The sequence below is a fragment of the Maribellus comscasis genome, assembly GCF_009762775.1.
Classification (GTDB): domain Bacteria; phylum Bacteroidota; class Bacteroidia; order Bacteroidales; family Prolixibacteraceae; genus Draconibacterium; species Draconibacterium comscasis.
On the sequence record NZ_CP046401.1, the window covers coordinates 645,611 to 663,623 of the forward strand.

The 18,013-nt window shown below is 40.2% G+C and carries 10 protein-coding genes; 3 read left to right on the forward strand and 7 right to left on the reverse strand.

Annotation, left to right across the window (positions count from 1 at the left end; all coding sequences use genetic code 11):
- Positions 1-33: 33 nt before the first annotated feature.
- From GM418_RS02655 to GM418_RS02685, 7 genes are all read right to left on the reverse strand, one after another.
- Entirely contained in the window at positions 34-999 is a 966-nt protein-coding gene (locus GM418_RS02655) for a hypothetical protein (protein WP_158862873.1), read from the reverse strand.
- 22 nt (positions 1,000-1,021) lie between these two features.
- Positions 1,022-2,890, reverse strand: a complete 1,869-nt coding sequence (locus GM418_RS02660; protein ID WP_158862875.1) for a heparinase II/III domain-containing protein — start codon at positions 2,888-2,890, stop codon at positions 1,022-1,024.
- Positions 2,891-2,912: 22 nt separating this feature from the next.
- A complete protein-coding gene (locus GM418_RS02665) occupies positions 2,913-4,958 on the reverse strand; it encodes a right-handed parallel beta-helix repeat-containing protein (RefSeq protein ID WP_158862877.1) in 2,046 nt (681 codons plus the stop codon).
- Between the two features lie 9 nt (positions 4,959-4,967).
- Complete coding sequence (locus tag GM418_RS02670) at positions 4,968-6,950, reverse strand: alginate lyase family protein (RefSeq protein ID WP_158862879.1); 1,983 nt, start codon at positions 6,948-6,950, stop codon at positions 4,968-4,970.
- A 202-nt stretch (positions 6,951-7,152) separates the two neighbouring features.
- Positions 7,153-8,949, reverse strand: a complete 1,797-nt coding sequence (locus GM418_RS02675; RefSeq protein ID WP_158862881.1) for a RagB/SusD family nutrient uptake outer membrane protein — start codon at positions 8,947-8,949, stop codon at positions 7,153-7,155.
- 21 nt (positions 8,950-8,970) lie between these two features.
- Positions 8,971-12,165: a SusC/RagA family TonB-linked outer membrane protein gene (locus GM418_RS02680; RefSeq protein ID WP_158862883.1), complete on the reverse strand. Its 3,195-nt coding sequence runs from the start codon at positions 12,163-12,165 to the stop codon at positions 8,971-8,973.
- 53 nt (positions 12,166-12,218) lie between these two features.
- Positions 12,219-13,403 carry a glycoside hydrolase family protein gene (locus GM418_RS02685; protein WP_158862885.1) on the reverse strand — a complete coding sequence of 395 codons (1,185 nt, stop codon included), beginning with the start codon at positions 13,401-13,403 and terminating at the stop codon, positions 12,219-12,221.
- A 451-nt stretch (positions 13,404-13,854) separates the two neighbouring features.
- On the opposite strand from GM418_RS02685, the gene GM418_RS02690 reads away from it, so the two are divergent.
- From GM418_RS02690 to acs, 3 genes are all read left to right on the forward strand, one after another.
- On the forward strand, positions 13,855-15,216 hold the full coding sequence (locus GM418_RS02690) for an acetyl-CoA hydrolase/transferase family protein (protein ID WP_158862887.1): 1,362 nt from the start codon (positions 13,855-13,857) through the stop codon (positions 15,214-15,216).
- A gap of 27 nt (positions 15,217-15,243) precedes the next feature.
- Positions 15,244-15,606 (forward strand): acyl-CoA thioesterase, encoded by a 363-nt coding sequence (locus GM418_RS02695; RefSeq protein ID WP_158862889.1) that lies wholly within the window; start codon positions 15,244-15,246, stop codon positions 15,604-15,606.
- Positions 15,607-16,014: 408 nt separating this feature from the next.
- Positions 16,015-17,937, forward strand: a complete 1,923-nt coding sequence (acs, locus tag GM418_RS02700; RefSeq protein ID WP_158862891.1) for an acetate--CoA ligase — start codon at positions 16,015-16,017, stop codon at positions 17,935-17,937.
- Positions 17,938-18,013: the final 76 nt, after the last annotated feature.

Below are 18,013 nucleotides of genomic sequence, written 5' to 3' on the forward strand. Positions count from 1 at the left end.
TTTTCAAATATTCATCTATTCTTCAGGAATCATTTATGGTTGTTTATTTTTCCACAATTTAAAATCATCCCAGTAAATCTGCAATGTTTTTCCCTTGCTATTCATATATTCAATCAAATTCTTTGAAGTATAAAGTTTCATCGGATTAAAATCTGTTACTCCATCCGGATTATTATCCCCGGTATTGTGGGTAACTTTATTTACATCAAAAACAACAATTTTCTCTCCTCCGTCGGGCTGAATTGTCATAAAGTACCGGCCATTTTTATCGTTTCCTTCTTTATAATAATACTCAGCGGTAAACCATGTACCAACGGGAACTTTCACACTTTGATTAATTTCTGCCCAAACAGTAGTATATTTCTGGCTTCCGTCCTCAAATAACTCACAATCCTGTGCATCCAGAATAAAATACAAATCACTTTCTTCCTCTACAGGTTTTCCAATTCCCAGCGTAATTCGAAAACGATTTGGCACCGACTGGCTCCAGGTAATGTTATTCCAGTATTCAGCAATGGTCAGCCAATGAATTTTACCGGGAAACGTTCGCACCGCATTAAAATCGTTGGGCAGGAAAATACGAACAGACTGAAAAAAATCCTTCATTCCGTTATTTCCATAAATATTTGCCTGAATGCGCCCTTTTTTTCCATCAACATTGGGTTTATTTAGCCAGAATTGTAAGACGTGATTTGAAGGATTTCCCGGTTCCGAAATTATTTTTGCATAACGCATGGTTGAATCGCCCCCCTGATATTGCAGATTAAAGTTTCCAATATCGGGGTGATTATCAAAATCGGTCACCCAATCATTGTTTTTATTTAATGAATTATCCACGCCAGCAATATCCGCATCGTTTCCCCGTGGAATTACTTCCGAATCCGGTTCAAATCCCGATTGAAAAATTAATTCGCCCGGGTTTTTTTCTTCCTGTTCTTTTTGGGAACAAGCGGAAAGAGAAAGTAAGGGAAATAATATAATACCAAGCCAAACCTTCATTTATACATTCTTTTTACATTAATTATTCTCCTGAAAGACGAACTTTAATTGTGCCTTTTCCATTTTCCAAAGTCCATGCAGGGATACGTAATTCCAGACGTTTTAATTTTTTGATTTGGCGATCCAACTCCATTGGCGCGGGGTCAAGAGAAATTACCGAGAATATTATTTCGGGCTGAGACAAATTTTCAACTTTTAACTTTTGGCCATCCTGAGTTAAAACAGCACCTCCGTCAACAATTTCCACATCGGCAGTTGTCATCAGTTGCCAGGTGATTTGTCTTGTTTTTTCAGAAGTTTCCATTTTATCTTCTATTACAATTGAGGTCGGGCTGTCCTTCGTAAATGTGCGAACTGCACTTTTCATATTTTCGCCGTAAACAGCTGTTAAATCAAACGATGCTGCTGGATTTTCGCCCTCTTTAAATTCAATTAAAGTTGCCTGACCATTGTTTACAAACAATTGGTCGTTAACGGAAATAGTGCTGTGACCAAAATTATTTTTGGTAAGCAAAGTCCAGCGTTCGCAGTCCTGGCAGCTTCCCCATAAATCGAACCCGGTTTTTTCCAATTCATGGTATGACTGGTTCCCCGGATCAACTACCCAACGCACACCGTTTAATTCAAATATAAAAGAGCCAGCATCCATGTTTCCGTGACTGGTAGTTGCTCTTCCTCCTTTTCCGCCAAAATAGTAGTTGTGGTTGTCATCTTCATCGCCTTTAAAAACCACAAGCGGATTTGAACCGTTGCCTTTCCAGGCGGTTGGCATTTTTACATCTGCGCTTTCTTTGTATTGCGACAACCATACCAACGCAGCTCCTCCCAGCCTCGATAATTTACCCATGTCTTCAGCAGGCATTAAAAATCGTTCTTTTTCAAAAAATTCAGCATTTCCGGTTTTTGTTGCAAACCATGCCAGAAAAACATCACCGGCAGCACTTCTTTTATCGCCACAATCAGCAAAATTGAAATACCAGCCAGACGGAGTATTCATTAAATAACGAAATACTGCACTTTCTTTAAATGCAGGGTAATCGGCAATTCCGAAATCGGTTCCAAATGCACTTTCCAGGAACGCCGCAGTTACCACTGAAAAACTGGTTCCATAGCCCCAGTAGGTTGACCCCTCGGGATACACGCCGTCGGGTGAATATTGTTTTAATGCCTGTACCATTCCGTCAAGCGCGCGGCTTATTGTTTTTGCTGCGAGCTCCGGATCTTTTTCCGCAATGGCGATAGAAGCCGCAATCATACCGCCGTTACAAACCTGATTCCAGTTATTATGGCCGTATGCCCAGCCCGGAGAATTTCCACTTTCGGGCCAGCTCGGTTTTAAGCCCTTTTCTATCAATGCCCTTTTTGCGAGTTCAATGGTTGATTCAGGAAGTTTACCGGCAGTCCAGTCGAGCGCAAAAGCCACGGCCATTGACATTTCCGCAACATCAAGAAAGTGAGAGGGATTCCAATCCGAAAAATTACAGACCGCAATAAGCTCATCATTTAAACGTTCCAGCGCTTTATTATCTTCGTCTAACTGGTACACCATACCCAACATATTTACGCGCCATAACATTTCGCGTGAAGTTGACAGCAACCGACGGCCAACTACAACTCTCTCCAAAAGCGGGTCATCATAAATACTTTCCGCATTCAGCTTTATGGCTTTGTACATATTTTGTACAACCGGATCGCTTTTTAATTTCTTTTTGAGGTTACTTTTTATTTTGGAATTTAATACCAAACGCGGTTGTGATTTCCGCAGATTCTTTTTCAGGTACTGAACTGAAATGGGATTTTCCAGTTTCTGAACATTGTCTTCCTGGGCAAATGAAGGAAAACCAATTACCACACATATCAAACTGATTAATAACAAATTTTTTATTTTCATATTAGTTGGTTTTAAGATTTATTTACTGCATGATTACTTTTTTCTCATCACTTATATTTCTCTGATTTTTTTTGAAATTACCAATTAAAGTGTTTCCATTGGTTACTAGGTTCTTTGTTGAATACGATTCTATTCCAAAACCGTTGTTATAATGAATAAGATTATTTTTCAACGAGATATTTTCAGAACCGTTAAATAAATATTCGGCCATTATACCACTTCTGTCGTTTCCCTCAACCAGACAATTTGAAACAGTTACATTTTGAGATTCGGAAACTACTATTCCATAATACGCATTTCGGGCTACTTCGCAGGAATCGATATTTACATTTTTACAATTTGTAAGAGCCACGCCGCTGCCATGAGGAGAAGTCACCATCCGACAATTTTTAACTGTAACATCAGAACAATGTGACAATAGTAAGTTGTGCTGCAATTTAGGTCCGGGTACAATATCTGAACCGTTCTCGCTAAAATCGCAATTAATAATATTTACATTTTGTGCTCCGCTAATAAAAACGCCATTGTAAGTACTGTTTCTTACCGTTACATTTTTTAATGTAATGTTTTTCATCTCTCCTTCGGAGGTTCCCAAAAATAGTATTCCTCCGCGGTTTGATCGACTGCGAAAAGAGCGTCTGCTGTTTGGATCGCTACCCGGATCCGGATTGCCGGCTGCTTCCAGAATTAAGTCGCGAAACATAACATCTATCATATTATTTTCTGCATTCACAACAGCTTCGCGCCCACCTGAAGGATCGAGATACAACATGGTTTGTTTTCCCTCGCCAGAAATCGTTACACCTGAGGGTATCTTTAGTTTCTCAGGCAAGGTATGTAAACCCGCTTTTAATAAAATCCACCCGTTACTGCCTGTTGCATTTACTGCATCCTGAACCGATTGGCCTGGTTCAACCACAGCTGCGTCTTCAGGTGCTTCGGTTACAGCAACTTCGAGTGCGCCGGTTGGCCATGCAATTTCAGACGGCTCAGGTGCTGTTTTCTTTTCTAATTTTATTGTACCCGGAGCTCTGAATGCCGTCAATACACTTATTGTGGCCTCCGGACGTACTGCGTTGGCTGCGATTTTTGTGTAAGGAATATCAACTCCTTTTGCTGAATAGTGACGGTAAACATATTCATAGTCGTCGCGGTAACGCATAGCTCTTTCTGATATTTTTCCATACGACTGCGGATTTTCTCCAGCCAAAATGCTTGCTGTGTATTCATAGCCCAAAGCGATTCTGTTTCCGGCAATTGAAAAAAGATCTGTCCCCTGTGTAAAGGCAATCCTGGCAGCGCCGGCAAATTCTCCCAACCCTAATTGGACGTGTGCCTGGTCGCGCATCGTTTCCTGGCATTGTCCACTTGGCCAGATGTATTTAAAAATACTTCCGTTTACAGGCCCGTACAAAAAATGATTCAGTGCATTTTGGTACATTTCCTCATCGTCCATATAAACAGCAATTGCAAGAATAGAATGAATGATGGCTCCATCCCAGTTACCATTTGCCCGTGGAAAATAAAAACGCATCAACGGATAAAAAACCGTCATCAACATACTCTTGAACGATTCCTGTCCCTCCTTCTTCCAGCCGGAATCTGTGTTACGTAGAATTTCGGCTGCATTACATAATTGATGTCCTGTCCAGGCTGCGAGTAATTTTGCATCATTATAATCAAAATCCCATAATGTTGATGACCACTTATTCAGAATCTCAATGGATTTATCAGCATATTTCTGTTCGTCTGTAATGTACCACATAAGAGCGCACTGGTATGCCAGCTTAGCGCTTTGTGACAAGTCATCGGCACCTATATTGGGTTTTCCGTAAGGTCCCCGAATAACATGGGCAAATGGATTTACTTCAAAATCCAAATCAATGTTTGCCTTTAAACTGTCGAATGCATTTTTCCAAGGCTGTTCACCTTTTAAAACCTGCGATTTCATATAATCCAAATCGGCCTTTGTTTGATGTATGCCCGGGTGAACAAACTCCCGGGCACTCACTTTCAAAAGAAAGAGACTCAAAACAATGATTGGTAAACTCAGAATAGTTCTTTTCATATCTGCCATTTAATTCAAAAAATATGCAACACGATTACGAACTCCATTATTTTTTACTACAACTTCCAGTTTATCTTGCGTTGCATTTACACTTTCAATACTTATATCAGGAAGTTTATTCTGATAAGGCACAACCACAGTAACAAAGCGGACAGCTGAGTTCCCGTTTTTCTTTTTCAGGTTAAAACAAAAAGCGGGTCGTTGCTCCTTTTTTGTATATTCAAATGAAACCCACCCCGCTTCTTCCTTCAAACTTAACCCTGATTGTTTCTGAGTTTGGACATAGACATTCCAACCATCTTTAAAATCTGATTTTACAGAGTATTCATCGCGATTAAAAATCGCGTCACCCGGTGCGAGTTGAAAGTGAATTCCAATATCTCCGGTGGCATCTCCAATTGCCTCATCAACAACTACAAAATATTTTTTATCAACAAAAAATACAGAGCGCCGGTGCTTTAAATCTTCATAACTCTGATTTTCCACCACCAGGATATCGGTATTTTTGCCCGGCTTCCAAAGCACCAATTTGGGTTCATAAGCAGTATTTCTACCATCTAAGGTTAATGTTTGGTGGACCTTTGTTTGCCTGAACCAGCGTCGCCCTTCCGGATCGCCACTATAGATATAACTGCCGGCATCGGGCATCAGATTCTTTCCTCCGGCATACACATCAAAGGAACCATTGTCAGGCTGACTGTGTCCACCGCCATCCGGCCCGCATTTTAAAACGAGGCAAACTGCATCTTTGTTCCACCCGCTGCGCATGGAGTATAAACCACTAAAAGGCAAAGCGTAAGCTGTAGAATCCGGTTTGTGTCCTTTTTGCCCATTGCTTGCCAGAAATAAAAAATCCTTGCGGTCAAAAAGTTTTGCCCATTCGGTATATCTTTCTTTATGCTGCCCGGGAGTTCCTTCCCAGGCATCACCAAACTGCACATTTGTGCCATCGGGCAGACAAAGTTTCATTGGAACTTCACACATTTGCTCAATCCTCTCAAGGTAGGATTCAGAAAACGCATTTTCCAACTTATTCAATTTTGCCAAATGCCAGGTACGCAAAAACCAGTTTATACAACCAAGATGGTACCCCATGGCGAGCTCTCGCTGGTGGCCATCGGGATACACCTGTATATTAATTTCATTGTTTAATCTTCTGAAGGCTTCTGTTTTCCATTTTTCAGCATCTTTAAATTCAGGAAAAGTAATGGCTATAAATGCCAAGCCTTCCGCCTCCATAAGCCCCCAGTTACTTCCGGATCTGTATTTTGTCATCAAAAACTCAGCGTGGTCGTAGCAACTATTCAAAAAAGCAACCAGTACCTCGGTTGTAAAATGCGGCGAGCCAATAAAATGCTGGTATAAACTCATCCAACTGTGTCCACGAATTCCTGCTTCAATCGATCTCCATGCATATTTGTGGTTTTCATCATTTGGATTTTTTTTGGTCCAGTCAATGAACTGATAACACCATTCTTTTGCGTATTTCTCATCACCGGTATGCCAGTAAGCTTTTGCCATAGAACTCCAAAAATACATACGATTGAGTTGCCACACCCATTCATTATCAGGAACCGGACGCGAATTCCAGTTGATATCATCGCCGCAAAAATGAGGAGGGTAAGCACGCTGTCCGATAAAAATATGGTTCAGGGCATTATTGGCAATCACAAAATCGGAACTGTCAGCATAATTGCCGACAAACTGAGTCCTAAAAGCGGGATTAACAAAATGTTTTACTGAAATTCTTTCTTTATAATACCCGAGTAGCTTTTCAATAAATTTCCCGGGATTTGTTGATCCTGACTTAAGTTGGCGAATTTCGGGTGAATCGGTATTTAAATGTGAAATTAATTTACCTATCTCATCCGTATCGTCTGCAAATTTTGCATTCGTACGAACGGATACAGAAAACAAAAAAAACAGAAGTGAAAGAACAAGCAGAATCTTTCTGTTGTAAACTCTTTCCTTATATTTCCGAATAAGAATCATTGATTATAAAAATTCGCCACAAAAAATATATGTGAATAAATTAGTCGGGCCGCATCATCGTCTATTTCCCCGTAGTTACAGACTTTTATCTGACACTGCCTGCTTTTCTAAAAAAAGAGAAACAAAGCCGTAACTACAAATAATTACGGCTTTGTGTTATTTAGACGACTAAATGAATAATCGTTGTCGTATTACGCCTGGTTTACCACCCTGTAGTTTGCTCAATATTTGGATTTTGAGCGATAGCACTGAGCGGAATAGGCCATAAATAATGTTTACTTTCATCAAAAACCGGATCAGCCCAGTCGGTATCCTGATATACATCGATATAAGGTACGCCATCAACCGTTGTTGATTTAACCACAGCCAGGCCATCGGGATCGATAATGGATTGCATATTGGCATCCCAGCGAATTCCGAGGTCAGGACTTTCCAGTTTTTTGCCTTGTTTCCAACGTCTCAGGTCGTCGTAACGGAAACCTTCCATAAACAACTCAATTCTGCGTTCGCGACGAATTTCAACAATCAGTGACGAAACTCCATCATTGGCATATCGAGGATCCATTGGAGGATCCAGTGGCATGTGTGGCATCCCTGCACGATCGCGTAATAAATTAATACTCATATCCAGACCCGCCTGATCCAACGTACCCAATTCCGCCGTTGCCTCTGCGTAATTTAACAAAGCTTCAGCAAATCGTAAAATGATAGCCGGTGTATCAGAAGTGTTGTAAGTGGCATGTGCAGTAGTTGGTTCATATACTTTACAAATAGAGTATCCTGTTTCTGAAGTTTGACCGCCCTGGCCCGAAACACGAGGATATGTGCGTGTTACATCGCCATTATTCCAACTCCAGCGCGTAGCATCATCGGGATGAAGAATGGTCTGGCGCAATCGTGGATCACGATTGGCAAACACATCCTGCAAAGTTGCATCACCCTGGTATTCAGAAGACAAGGTAATTGGCAAACCGTCGGTACAAAGATAATCTTCTACAAAATTTTTGGTAGCTCCACCATTGTACCCTCTGTGGTAACTTTGCACGTGGTTTGGAAAAACAGCCGGATCGTATCTTCTCCAATACATTACTTCCGGCACACCTGTCAAATCTGATTTTATTTTATGAATGGCCTGGTAATCATTTTCAGGATCACCTGTATTAAACAAAGTATAAGGTCCATTATCCATAATTTCCTTTGCAGCATCAGCCGCTTCCTGTAACCACATATTGGCATCGGAGCCCACTCCATGGTACTTACGCCATGTACCTTCAAACAGGCAAATACGAGATTTTATCAGTAAGGCTGCCCAACGGTTAATACGTCCCGGGCTACTGCCATCGCCCCAGTCATCGGGTAGCCAGGTGGAGGCAAAGTCCAAATCAGCCAAAACATTTGTCATCACCGTTTCACGCGAATCCAGCGGAGCATAAAGCTCCTCTGAGTCTGGAGTCAATTCATGGTCAATCCATGGAGCAGCACCAAATTTTGAAATTTTATCGGCATAAAACCAACCACGGAACAAACGTGCTTCCGCTTTGTATTTATTCACCGTCTCCTCTGCTACTCCATTTTCCAAGGCTTTGTCATAATTGTCCATCCCAACGTTTATGGCTCTTACGAATTGCCATCCACCATCTCTCCATCCATACCACTGCGATCCGGAAGGTACAGAATGCTTTCCAGAACGAACTTCCTGATAACGTGTATGACGTGAAGCTCGTGGTGCAATATTGTCCGTAAATTCATCAATATACCATATTCCATAGCGGTGACTATCAAAACCATCGTCGTGTGCCATTAAAATCGGAACCTGATCGTCATTTCTTACTCTTTCGTAAATACTGTTGTTATATACCATCAGGTCATTTTCGGTATTCCAGAAAGTCTCATTACTTATTCGATCCAATGGATATCTTTCCAGAAATTCATTGTTGCAGCTCATAAACAATAAGGTTGCAAAAGCTACTAATCCAAGTTTTAAACTATATTTTTTCATTTCTTTTTCTTTTTATCGTTTTTAGAATGAAACCTTAACACCCAACGTATAAACACGGTCGAAATAGTATTCCTGAGTAACTGTTGCAGTTTGTTCAGGATCGAGTGGCTTATGCATTCCGGTAGCTTCCCAAAGATTCATTCCTGAGAGATATACCTGCGCGCGGCTCATTCCAACCTTTTTAACCAGGTTATCCGGCAGGTAATAACTTAAGGTTATGTTTTTCAGACGAATATATGATGCATCCTGTACATAACGGGATTGTGGCTGAATATTCTTTTTCGTATTGGTTGAAATATGCGGAGCAGCAAAATAAGCATTCGGATTATCTTCACTCCACGTTTCAGTAAGATAGAACTTCTCAATATGCCCTGCGTTAAACGGATAGAAGGCATTCCAGTTACCGTTGCTTGGCAGATAATCACGTTTTAATCTTCCCTGGAAGAATAAATTCAATGTCCAGCCTTTGTATTGAATGTCAGGATTCAAACCAAACTGATACCTGTCGCGGTTGTACCCAATTATTTTACGGTCGCCGGGATCATCCAAAGTTCCGCTACCTGCATTTACAGCTCCATCTCCATTTAAATCCATATATTTAATATCTCCGGCCCGCCAGTTGGCACCCAATTGCGACTGGTCGGCATGAGCTTCAGCTTCAGCATCAGTCTGAAAGATACCTTCTGTGACGTAACCCCAGATTTCACCCAATTGCTGTCCAACATAATAATCAGAAATATCTCCTGAAGGATTGTCATATTTAGTGATTTCTGATTTACTATCCGAAAGGGCAAGTGTTACGCTATACATCCAGTCCTGGCCAATTCTGTCCCGCCAGGTAGCTGCCAGTTCCCACCCGGTGTTTCTTAAGTCAGCCGCATTCGACTGTGGAGCGGAAGTACCCAATACTGAAGGAAGTGTTACATCCATCAACATATCTTTGGTATCGCGGATAAAATAATCAAACGATAAATCAAATCTTTGATTTAAAGTCGTGATATCAAAACCAATATTTCTGGTTTCAACCGTTTCCCATGTTAAAGTCGGACTCACCAAACCCGCTGCAGAAACATAAGGAATTCGTCCTGCTGATGACATCATATAGGGTGATGTACCTGTCCCCATTGTAGAAATATAAGGATAATAAATAGGATTATTATTGCTGTCCACCAACAACTGATTTCCTAAAGTTCCATAAGAAACACGAAATTTCAGGTTATCCAGCCAGTTGCTGGCCGATTCCATAAATGGTTCGTTTGAAAGTCTCCATCCAAAAGAAACTGAAGGGAAGAATCCAAAACGGTCATCCGTTGGAAAACGTGAGGTACCATCGTAACGTCCGTTAGCCTCTATAAGATACCTGTCTTTGTAACTGTAATTTAAACGATAAAACAATCCTCTCAAAGTAAAATGCGATCTGCTACCAAATGTTTGCTGCGTGCCAGTAGTTGCACTTAAATCGGTAATAAGTGGAGTAATTAATGTATATGCTCTTGCACCTACATAAGTATTTCTGCCCCATTCCTGGTTGTAACCCACCATAGCTTTAACAAAATGGTCGGTTAATCCCGGAACGGTATATTCACCATAAACGTTTGCAACATAATATTGATCATAATTGGAATAATTATAAATAAAATCAGTTCCACTAAATCCGTTTCCAATTTGAATATTTGTCAGGTCGGTATTTTGAATCCCTTCAATTTTACTGGCCACATCCTGTCGCTCGCGATGATATGTGCTGTAAGAAAAGTCTCCGCGAATTCTTAATCCTTCAATAGGAGTAAGTGTAACCCCTTGTTTCATTAACAATCTTTGCTCGGTTTCGGTGTCACGACCACCATCTTCCCAGTAAGGCAATGCATTCAAACTCAGGAAATACATTCCGATATATTGTTCATACTGGTCATGGTCTCCCGGTTCCAGATAGTAAGGCAGATCAGGAAATGTAACCAAATGGTTCGGATTTACCCTGGCTATGGAATTAATGTTGGTATCCCAGTTATAAAAGTGAGGTTGATCATTATGTTCCGCACTCCAACTAACTTGTTCATCCATTGTTAACCAGTCGTTGATCTTAAAATCAGCTTTCATTAAAACGTTGTATCTTTTATACATGTAATCTTTATCCTTTGGAAGATTAGCCCAACCTTCCTTGTCGATGTAACCAAAAGACACATAATATGAAGCGCTTTCAGTGGCTCCTGAAATATTCATGTCGTATTTTTGCTGCCATGCGAAGTCATCAATGGTCATATCCTTGTAATTGGTATAACCATAACGACGAAGTGTTCCGTCATATACGCCCCACTCATTTTCAAAAGTAGGATTATCTTTCCAGCGCTGGAATCCGGTTATGTAGTCCTCATCAAACCGATCAGTACCATTAGTGCGGTTATTAGCTTCGTTCCATGCAAGTGCAGCGGTTAAAGGATCTGTAACCGGATCAACTAATGCGATTGGCTTGGTTGCTGATTGCTCGGTTGCCAGGGTTACAGTCATTTTACCAGTTTTACCTCTTTTGGTTTCAACCAGTATAACACCAAATGCAGCCCTTGCTCCATATACTGCAGCAGCTGCAGCATCTTTCAGCACAGTTATACTTTCAATGTCGTTTGGATTTAATTTATCCATGTTACCGGGTACACCGTCAATCAAAATAAGCGGGCTACCACCACTAATAGATTCCATTCCACGAACATTAAAATCGGCCGTTCGTGTCGGGTCACCATTTCTAATGGTGATGTTCAGGTTGGGAATTACCCCTTGTAATCCTTGCCCTGCTGAAGTAATCGGACGATTCTCCAGTCTTTCAGCAGTTGCAACCCCTACTGAACCAGTCAGGTTAGCTTTTTTCTGAGTACCGTAACCAATGGCAACAACTTCTTCCAGACCAATGGTTGAAGTGTTCATGGTTACATTAATTGTTGTTTGATTGCCAACGGCAACCTCCTGCGATTCCATCCCAACAAATGAAAATACCAACACTGCATCATCATTTACATTCGGAATGGAATAATCGCCATCAATCCCCGTAACTGTCCCACTGGTTGTACCTTTAATAATAACTGATACACCGGGAAGAGGCAGTCCTCCTTCGTCTTTTACTTCTCCGCTAACGGTTTTCTGGGCGTACGCGCCAATACTTACCGCAACGAAAAAGAAACATAGCATTAAAAAGCTTAACGCTCTTTTAATTCCATTTTTGTTTTTCATAGTAATAGTTTTAGTTAAAAAATAATAATAAGTAAATCCTGTTACTCAAAAGTTCAGTTGAGCAGAGAATTCGATCTTTTCTTCAATAATTCAAGATAGTAGTAGTCGGCATAAACAATGGGCACATCGATTTCTGAATTATGTGGTTTATGCCCTGTAGAATGTTTCAAAAGAAATCCTTTGTTTTCTCCAACAGGAACCAAAAAATCAGGTGATGATAATGTAAAAAACAGCTTTTCTGAAACCTCGCTGTATTTTTGTCCATTTTCAACAAGGTGCCCCAAATCGTAAAAGGCAGAAGCCATTATTGCTGCCGCTGAGGCATCAAAAGGCTCATCAGGAATATTCGGAGCATCAAAATCCCAGTAAGGAACCCTGCCCTCTTTTATGCCTGGCTGCTCCAACAAAAATTCTGCGATTTTCTGCGCTTGTTCCAAAAAATCCTCGTTGTCGGTTTCACTATACATCATAGTAAAACCATAAAGCCCCCACGCCTGTCCTCTCGCCCAGGAGCTTTCATGGGCATACCCCTGATGCGTATGTTTATTCTGAACTATACCGGTTTCGGGATTATAATCAACAACATGATATGATGAGTTATTTTCTCTAAAATGATTTTTCAGTGTGGTATAGGCATGGGCGACCGCAATATCTTTTAAATACTCCTCACCTGATTCCTTTGCCGCCCACACTAAGAGTTCAAGATTCATCATATTGTCAATTATCACCGGAAAATCCCATTTATCAGCGTTGTGATCCCAGGAACGAATACTGCCAACCATCGGATTAAACCGGGCAGCCAAAGTCTTTGCTGATTGAATTAAAACATCCTTAAATTCTTTGTTATTCGTGTTTTCCCAGGCTTTTCCATAGCTGCAGAACATTTTGAATCCCATATCGTGAGTACCTCCGTTCCACTGTTCTTTTTTTAGAGGTAATGTATATTTCAATGCTTCGTTCTTCCAGAAATCTTTGCCAGTCATTTCATACATCATCCACAAATTTCCCGGGAAAAAACCACTGGTCCAGTCTCTTCTTTTTACTAACTTCAGCTTTCCGTCTTCAATGGTTCTTGGTGATACAAAAACAGAATCTCTCAACGATTCAGCAATTTCCAAAGCGTATGTTAACTGTTCCCCGGAATGAGAGATCAGTTCTGATTCACTCAAATATTCTTTGCCTGAAGAGCATGAGTATGATATAAGGATTGCGAATAAGAAGTATTTGCAATTATTCATGGTCTAGTTAAATTATATTAAACTTCGTTCAAAATATAAAGGAATCCAGCTTTAAAAACGCAGATTCCTTTTGTGATTCTAACTAAACTATGTTGGTGTTTTTAAATAGACTTTCATTTATTATTTTCAATTAAGCTAGTTCTACAAGTGCAATCGATTGCAGCAATCGATTGCACTAATATAAAAAAAACATACACCCGAAAACATGTTATATAACACATTTTGTTCGCGCATTCAAACTCAAATCCATTTTTCTGTTTGTATTTTATCATCTAAGACAACAAACAATCATCTTTAAAGCATTGCTAATCATCACAAAACTGCCTCTAAATCTTAAAACATGTCGTACAAAACATGAACAAGCCCGATTTTATGATATTTTTCTTGTCTTGTTTGATTTGATACTTCTAACTTCGGTCAGCAAATAAAAAGCTCTAACAAATAATATGGTATGAAAGTAATTAAGGATATTTCGGAAGCGGTTAATTCAACAAATGTAAAACCTGGCTCCGTTATTTATACCGGGGGCAATGCAGCAACGCCACAGACCCTTTTACAACAATTGGTGAAAGATAAATCGATAAAAAAAGTCGAATTAATAAGCATTTTACTTTTGGGTGATATTCAGGAATTATTTAGCAAGGAATCGTGCCAACGCATAAAACACAGGGTTATTTTTTCAGGCCCTTATTCAAGGAAAGCTTTAAACGAGGGCCTGGCAACCTACCAGGTGATGCACCTCTCAAATGTTCCCTTCCAGGTAAAAAATTATTTAAAGCCAAATGTGGTTTTCATCCAGGTCAGCGGCCCCGACAAAGGGGGTAATTACAGCTACGGCACCACAGTGGAAGGTGTTCAGGCGGCGGTTAATACAGCCAAAGCAAATGGTGGAATTGTAATCGCTGAGAGAAACAGACAAATGCCATTTATTTTGGGAACGACCATCGACGAATCGAATATTGATTTTTTAATTGATACTGATTACCCTCTTCCCGTAATTCCTTATCTGCGACCCGATGAAACAGCACATAAAATCGGCCGGCTAATAACCGAACTTTTTATTACTGATGGATGTACTTTACAATATGGCATAGGCAAAGTTCCCGAAGCTGTGACTGACGCTGTTATTGACAAAGGAATTAAAGATATTGGAATATACACCGAGCTATTTACAGACTCCATGCAAAAGCTCATCGAGAAGAAAATAGTTACAAACAAATTTTCAGACGTTAACTTTTCTATTTCATCAATTTTCCTCGCAAAAGACAAAAACGGCTACGACTGGCTCGATTACAACAGTTCTGTACAGAACCGGCCCTGCAACTTTACCAATAATATTTTACGTATTGCACAACAACACAAAATGATTGCTATTAACAGCGCAATCGGGGTAGACCTTCATGGAAATATTTGGGCCGATTCTTTAAAAGGAAGACAAATCTACAGCGGAATTGGCGGACAGGCAGACTTTTTGCGTGGTTCTATTTTATCAAAAAATGGTTATGGAATCATCGCAATGGAATCAACAACCAACAATGGTATTTCCAAAATCATCGATATGTGCCCGGAGGGAATTACGACCACTGCAATTGCAGCCGATCCTGTTGTAATTGTTACCGAGAATGGCGCGTTTAATCCGTTAGGGTTAAATCTGGCTGAACATGCAATAGGCATTGCTCATTTAGCCGAACAGAATACAAAAGAAATGTTACTTCGAAAAATATACGACAGTCCTGAGTTTTACAAACCAAGAGAAGCATTGAGCGATAAAAGTCCAAAAGGATTTATTCCTTATGAGTCAATTGAAAAATAAACCTTAAATTAGTTACAAAAGGTTTTTATGGAAAATTATAAACTGGTTTTGCCCGGCGATCTTAATCAAAACGGATACCTGTATGGTGGTAATTTGTTAAAATGGATTGACGAATATGCCTGGATTGCTGCAACATTAGAGTACCCGGGAAGCAGCTTTGTAACTGTTGCCCTCGATAAAGTAACCTTCAAAAAAGGGGTTAATGAAGGTTCAATATTAAAATTCAATATCGAAAAATCATATGAAGGGAATACATCGGTTCAATACTTGGTGAAAGTATTTTGTCAAAACAATTGCAATACTGATTTAGAATTAATTTTTTCAACACATATCACTTTTGTAAATCTCGACAAAGACGGCCGCAAACAAAACCTCAGAAATATTTCCTAAAAAAACAAGGCGATGAAGGGCATTTTAATTTACGAAAAAAAAGCCAAAACTCCTTTATAAAAAAACATGCTTTTAAAATACATATTTAGGTGTTATACAATATGTTGAATTGATTCCCGAAAAGATTTTTTTGTATTACTTTCGAAGTCAGTTTTTTTCACTAACATTTGGTAATTCTAATACATCCCAATTTGTACAATTCTGTTTTACCATATTATCTTATTTCGCTAAACTCTGAAAGCTGTAAAACAACCAAAATAACGAATAATTACTTCGAAAAATTTTCAACGAGCAAAAGACGATCGAACGGAATTCGTTAAAGTTTGTTATTACAATTTGATATAGACAGTACAGCTATAGACTTATTCTTTTTAATAATTAAATCATTAACTTTTTAAAACTACAGTTATGGTAAATAAAATAACTAGTTTAGCGGAATATTTTAAGAAATATCAACAAAGTGTTGCCGATCCGGATGGTTTTTGGGGAGACATTGCCGAAACTCATTTCTGGAGAAAAAAATGGGACCAGGCTTTAGACTGGCGGTTCGAAGGTAAAGATGCACCAAATGTCAACTGGTTTGTAAACGGTAAACTAAATATTACCGAAAATATTTTTGAGCGCAACATGTTTATGCGCAAAGACCAGGTGGCCATAATCTGGGAACCCAACGACCCTAAAGAACCCGAAATCAAACTCACTTATGGAGAGTTATTTGAAAAAGTAAAACAATTTGCCAACGGTCTCAAAAAACTTGGCGTTCAAAAAGGCGATCGTGTCGCCATTTATCTTCCGATGGTTCCGGAACTGGCGGTTGCGATGCTGGCTTGTGCCAGAATCGGAGCTATTCACTCTATCGTTTTTGCAGGCTTTTCTGCGACAGCTCTTGCCGACAGGGTTGTTGACGCTGAAGCAAAAGTAGTTATCACTTCTGATGGTGGATTTAGGGGAACAAAATCGATTCCGTTAAAAGCCATTGTTGACGACGCGCTTCAAACCTGCCCTTCGGTTGAGTATACCATCGTATTAAAACGAACCGGAGAAGATATTAACTTTAACAACGAAAAAGACATCTGGTGGCACGATTTAGTCGACGGTCTGTCAAGCGAAAATGTCGCCGAAGTTATGGATGCCGAAGATATTCTTTTTATACTTTATACATCCGGGTCAACCGGAAAACCCAAAGGAGTTGTACATACCACAGGAGGCTACATGGTTTATACCGAGTACACCTTTAAAAATGTATTTCAATACAGTGATGGCGATGTATATTGGTGTACTGCTGATATTGGCTGGGTTACCGGTCACTCCTATATCGTTTACGGCCCGTTGTTAACCGGGGCCACTTCTATTATGTTTGAAGGTGTTCCCACCTGGCCCGATGCAGGACGTTTCTGGGATATTGTTGACAAATATAAAGTGAATCAGTTTTACACTGCACCTACAGCTATCCGGGCGCTTGTAGCACAAGGAGATGAATGGGTTAACGGTCACGATTTAAGCTCCTTAAAAGTACTGGGCACGGTCGGTGAACCTATTAACGAAGAAGCCTGGCGCTGGTATCACGATTTAGTTGGAAAAGGTAAATGCCCGATTGTTGACACCTGGTGGCAAACAGAAACCGGGGGAATTATGATTTCTCCTCTGGCTGGAATTACACCAACCAAACCTTCTCTTGCCACTCTTCCACTTCCGGGAATCCAGCCTATTCTGGTGGATCCGGAAGGAAACGAGTTAAAAGGAAATGGTGTTGAAGGTATTTTATGTATAAAACACCCGTGGCCGGGTATGTTGCGAACAACCTACGGCGATCATCAAAGATGTTTCCAAACCTATTTCTCTGCCTTCCCGGGTTTGTACCTCACGGGCGATGGTGCAAAACGTGACGAAGAAGGATATTACAGAATTATTGGCAGAATCGATGATGTAATCAATGTTTCCGGTCACCGGATTGGAACTGCTGAGGTGGAAGATGCCATCAACCAACATCCCAAAGTAGTTGAATCAGCTGTAGTAGGGTACCCACACGAAATCAAAGGATCCGGAATTTATGCTTATGTAATTTGCGAAGACTTGTCAGACACAGATTTAGCAAATATTGAAGCCGAAATCCGGGCTACTGTCACCAAATTTATTGGTCCGATTGCAAAACCTGACAAGATTCAGATCGTTAGTGGTCTTCCGAAAACAAGGTCGGGAAAAATTATGCGTCGTATTTTACGTAAAATTGGTGAAGGAGACGCAACCAATCTGGGCGATACTTCAACCTTACTCGATCCGGGAGTAGTTGATGAAATTATTGACGGAGCTAAAGTAGAGGTAAAACGATAGATCTAAACCAAACAAAAAGACATCTTTAAATTAAAGGTGTCTTTTTTGTTCTTATTCTTTGTTAGTGGCTTTTTAT

Bases quoted from the DNA above. Each gene is read 5' to 3' on its own strand.
- GM418_RS02655 (WP_158862873.1), bottom strand. From the start codon at position 999: ATGAAGGTTTGGCTTGGTATTATATTATTTCCCTTACTTTCTCTTTCC.
- GM418_RS02660 (WP_158862875.1), bottom strand. From the start codon at position 2,890: ATGAAAATAAAAAATTTGTTATTAATCAGTTTGATATGTGTGGTAATT.
- GM418_RS02665 (WP_158862877.1), bottom strand. From the start codon at position 4,958: ATGAAAAGAACTATTCTGAGTTTACCAATCATTGTTTTGAGTCTCTTT.
- GM418_RS02670 (WP_158862879.1), bottom strand. From the start codon at position 6,950: ATGATTCTTATTCGGAAATATAAGGAAAGAGTTTACAACAGAAAGATT.
- GM418_RS02675 (WP_158862881.1), bottom strand. From the start codon at position 8,949: ATGAAAAAATATAGTTTAAAACTTGGATTAGTAGCTTTTGCAACCTTA.
- GM418_RS02680 (WP_158862883.1), bottom strand. From the start codon at position 12,165: ATGAAAAACAAAAATGGAATTAAAAGAGCGTTAAGCTTTTTAATGCTA.
- GM418_RS02685 (WP_158862885.1), bottom strand. From the start codon at position 13,403: ATGAATAATTGCAAATACTTCTTATTCGCAATCCTTATATCATACTCA.
- GM418_RS02690 (WP_158862887.1), top strand. From the start codon at position 13,855: ATGAAAGTAATTAAGGATATTTCGGAAGCGGTTAATTCAACAAATGTA.
- GM418_RS02695 (WP_158862889.1), top strand. From the start codon at position 15,244: ATGGAAAATTATAAACTGGTTTTGCCCGGCGATCTTAATCAAAACGGA.
- acs (WP_158862891.1), top strand. From the start codon at position 16,015: ATGGTAAATAAAATAACTAGTTTAGCGGAATATTTTAAGAAATATCAA.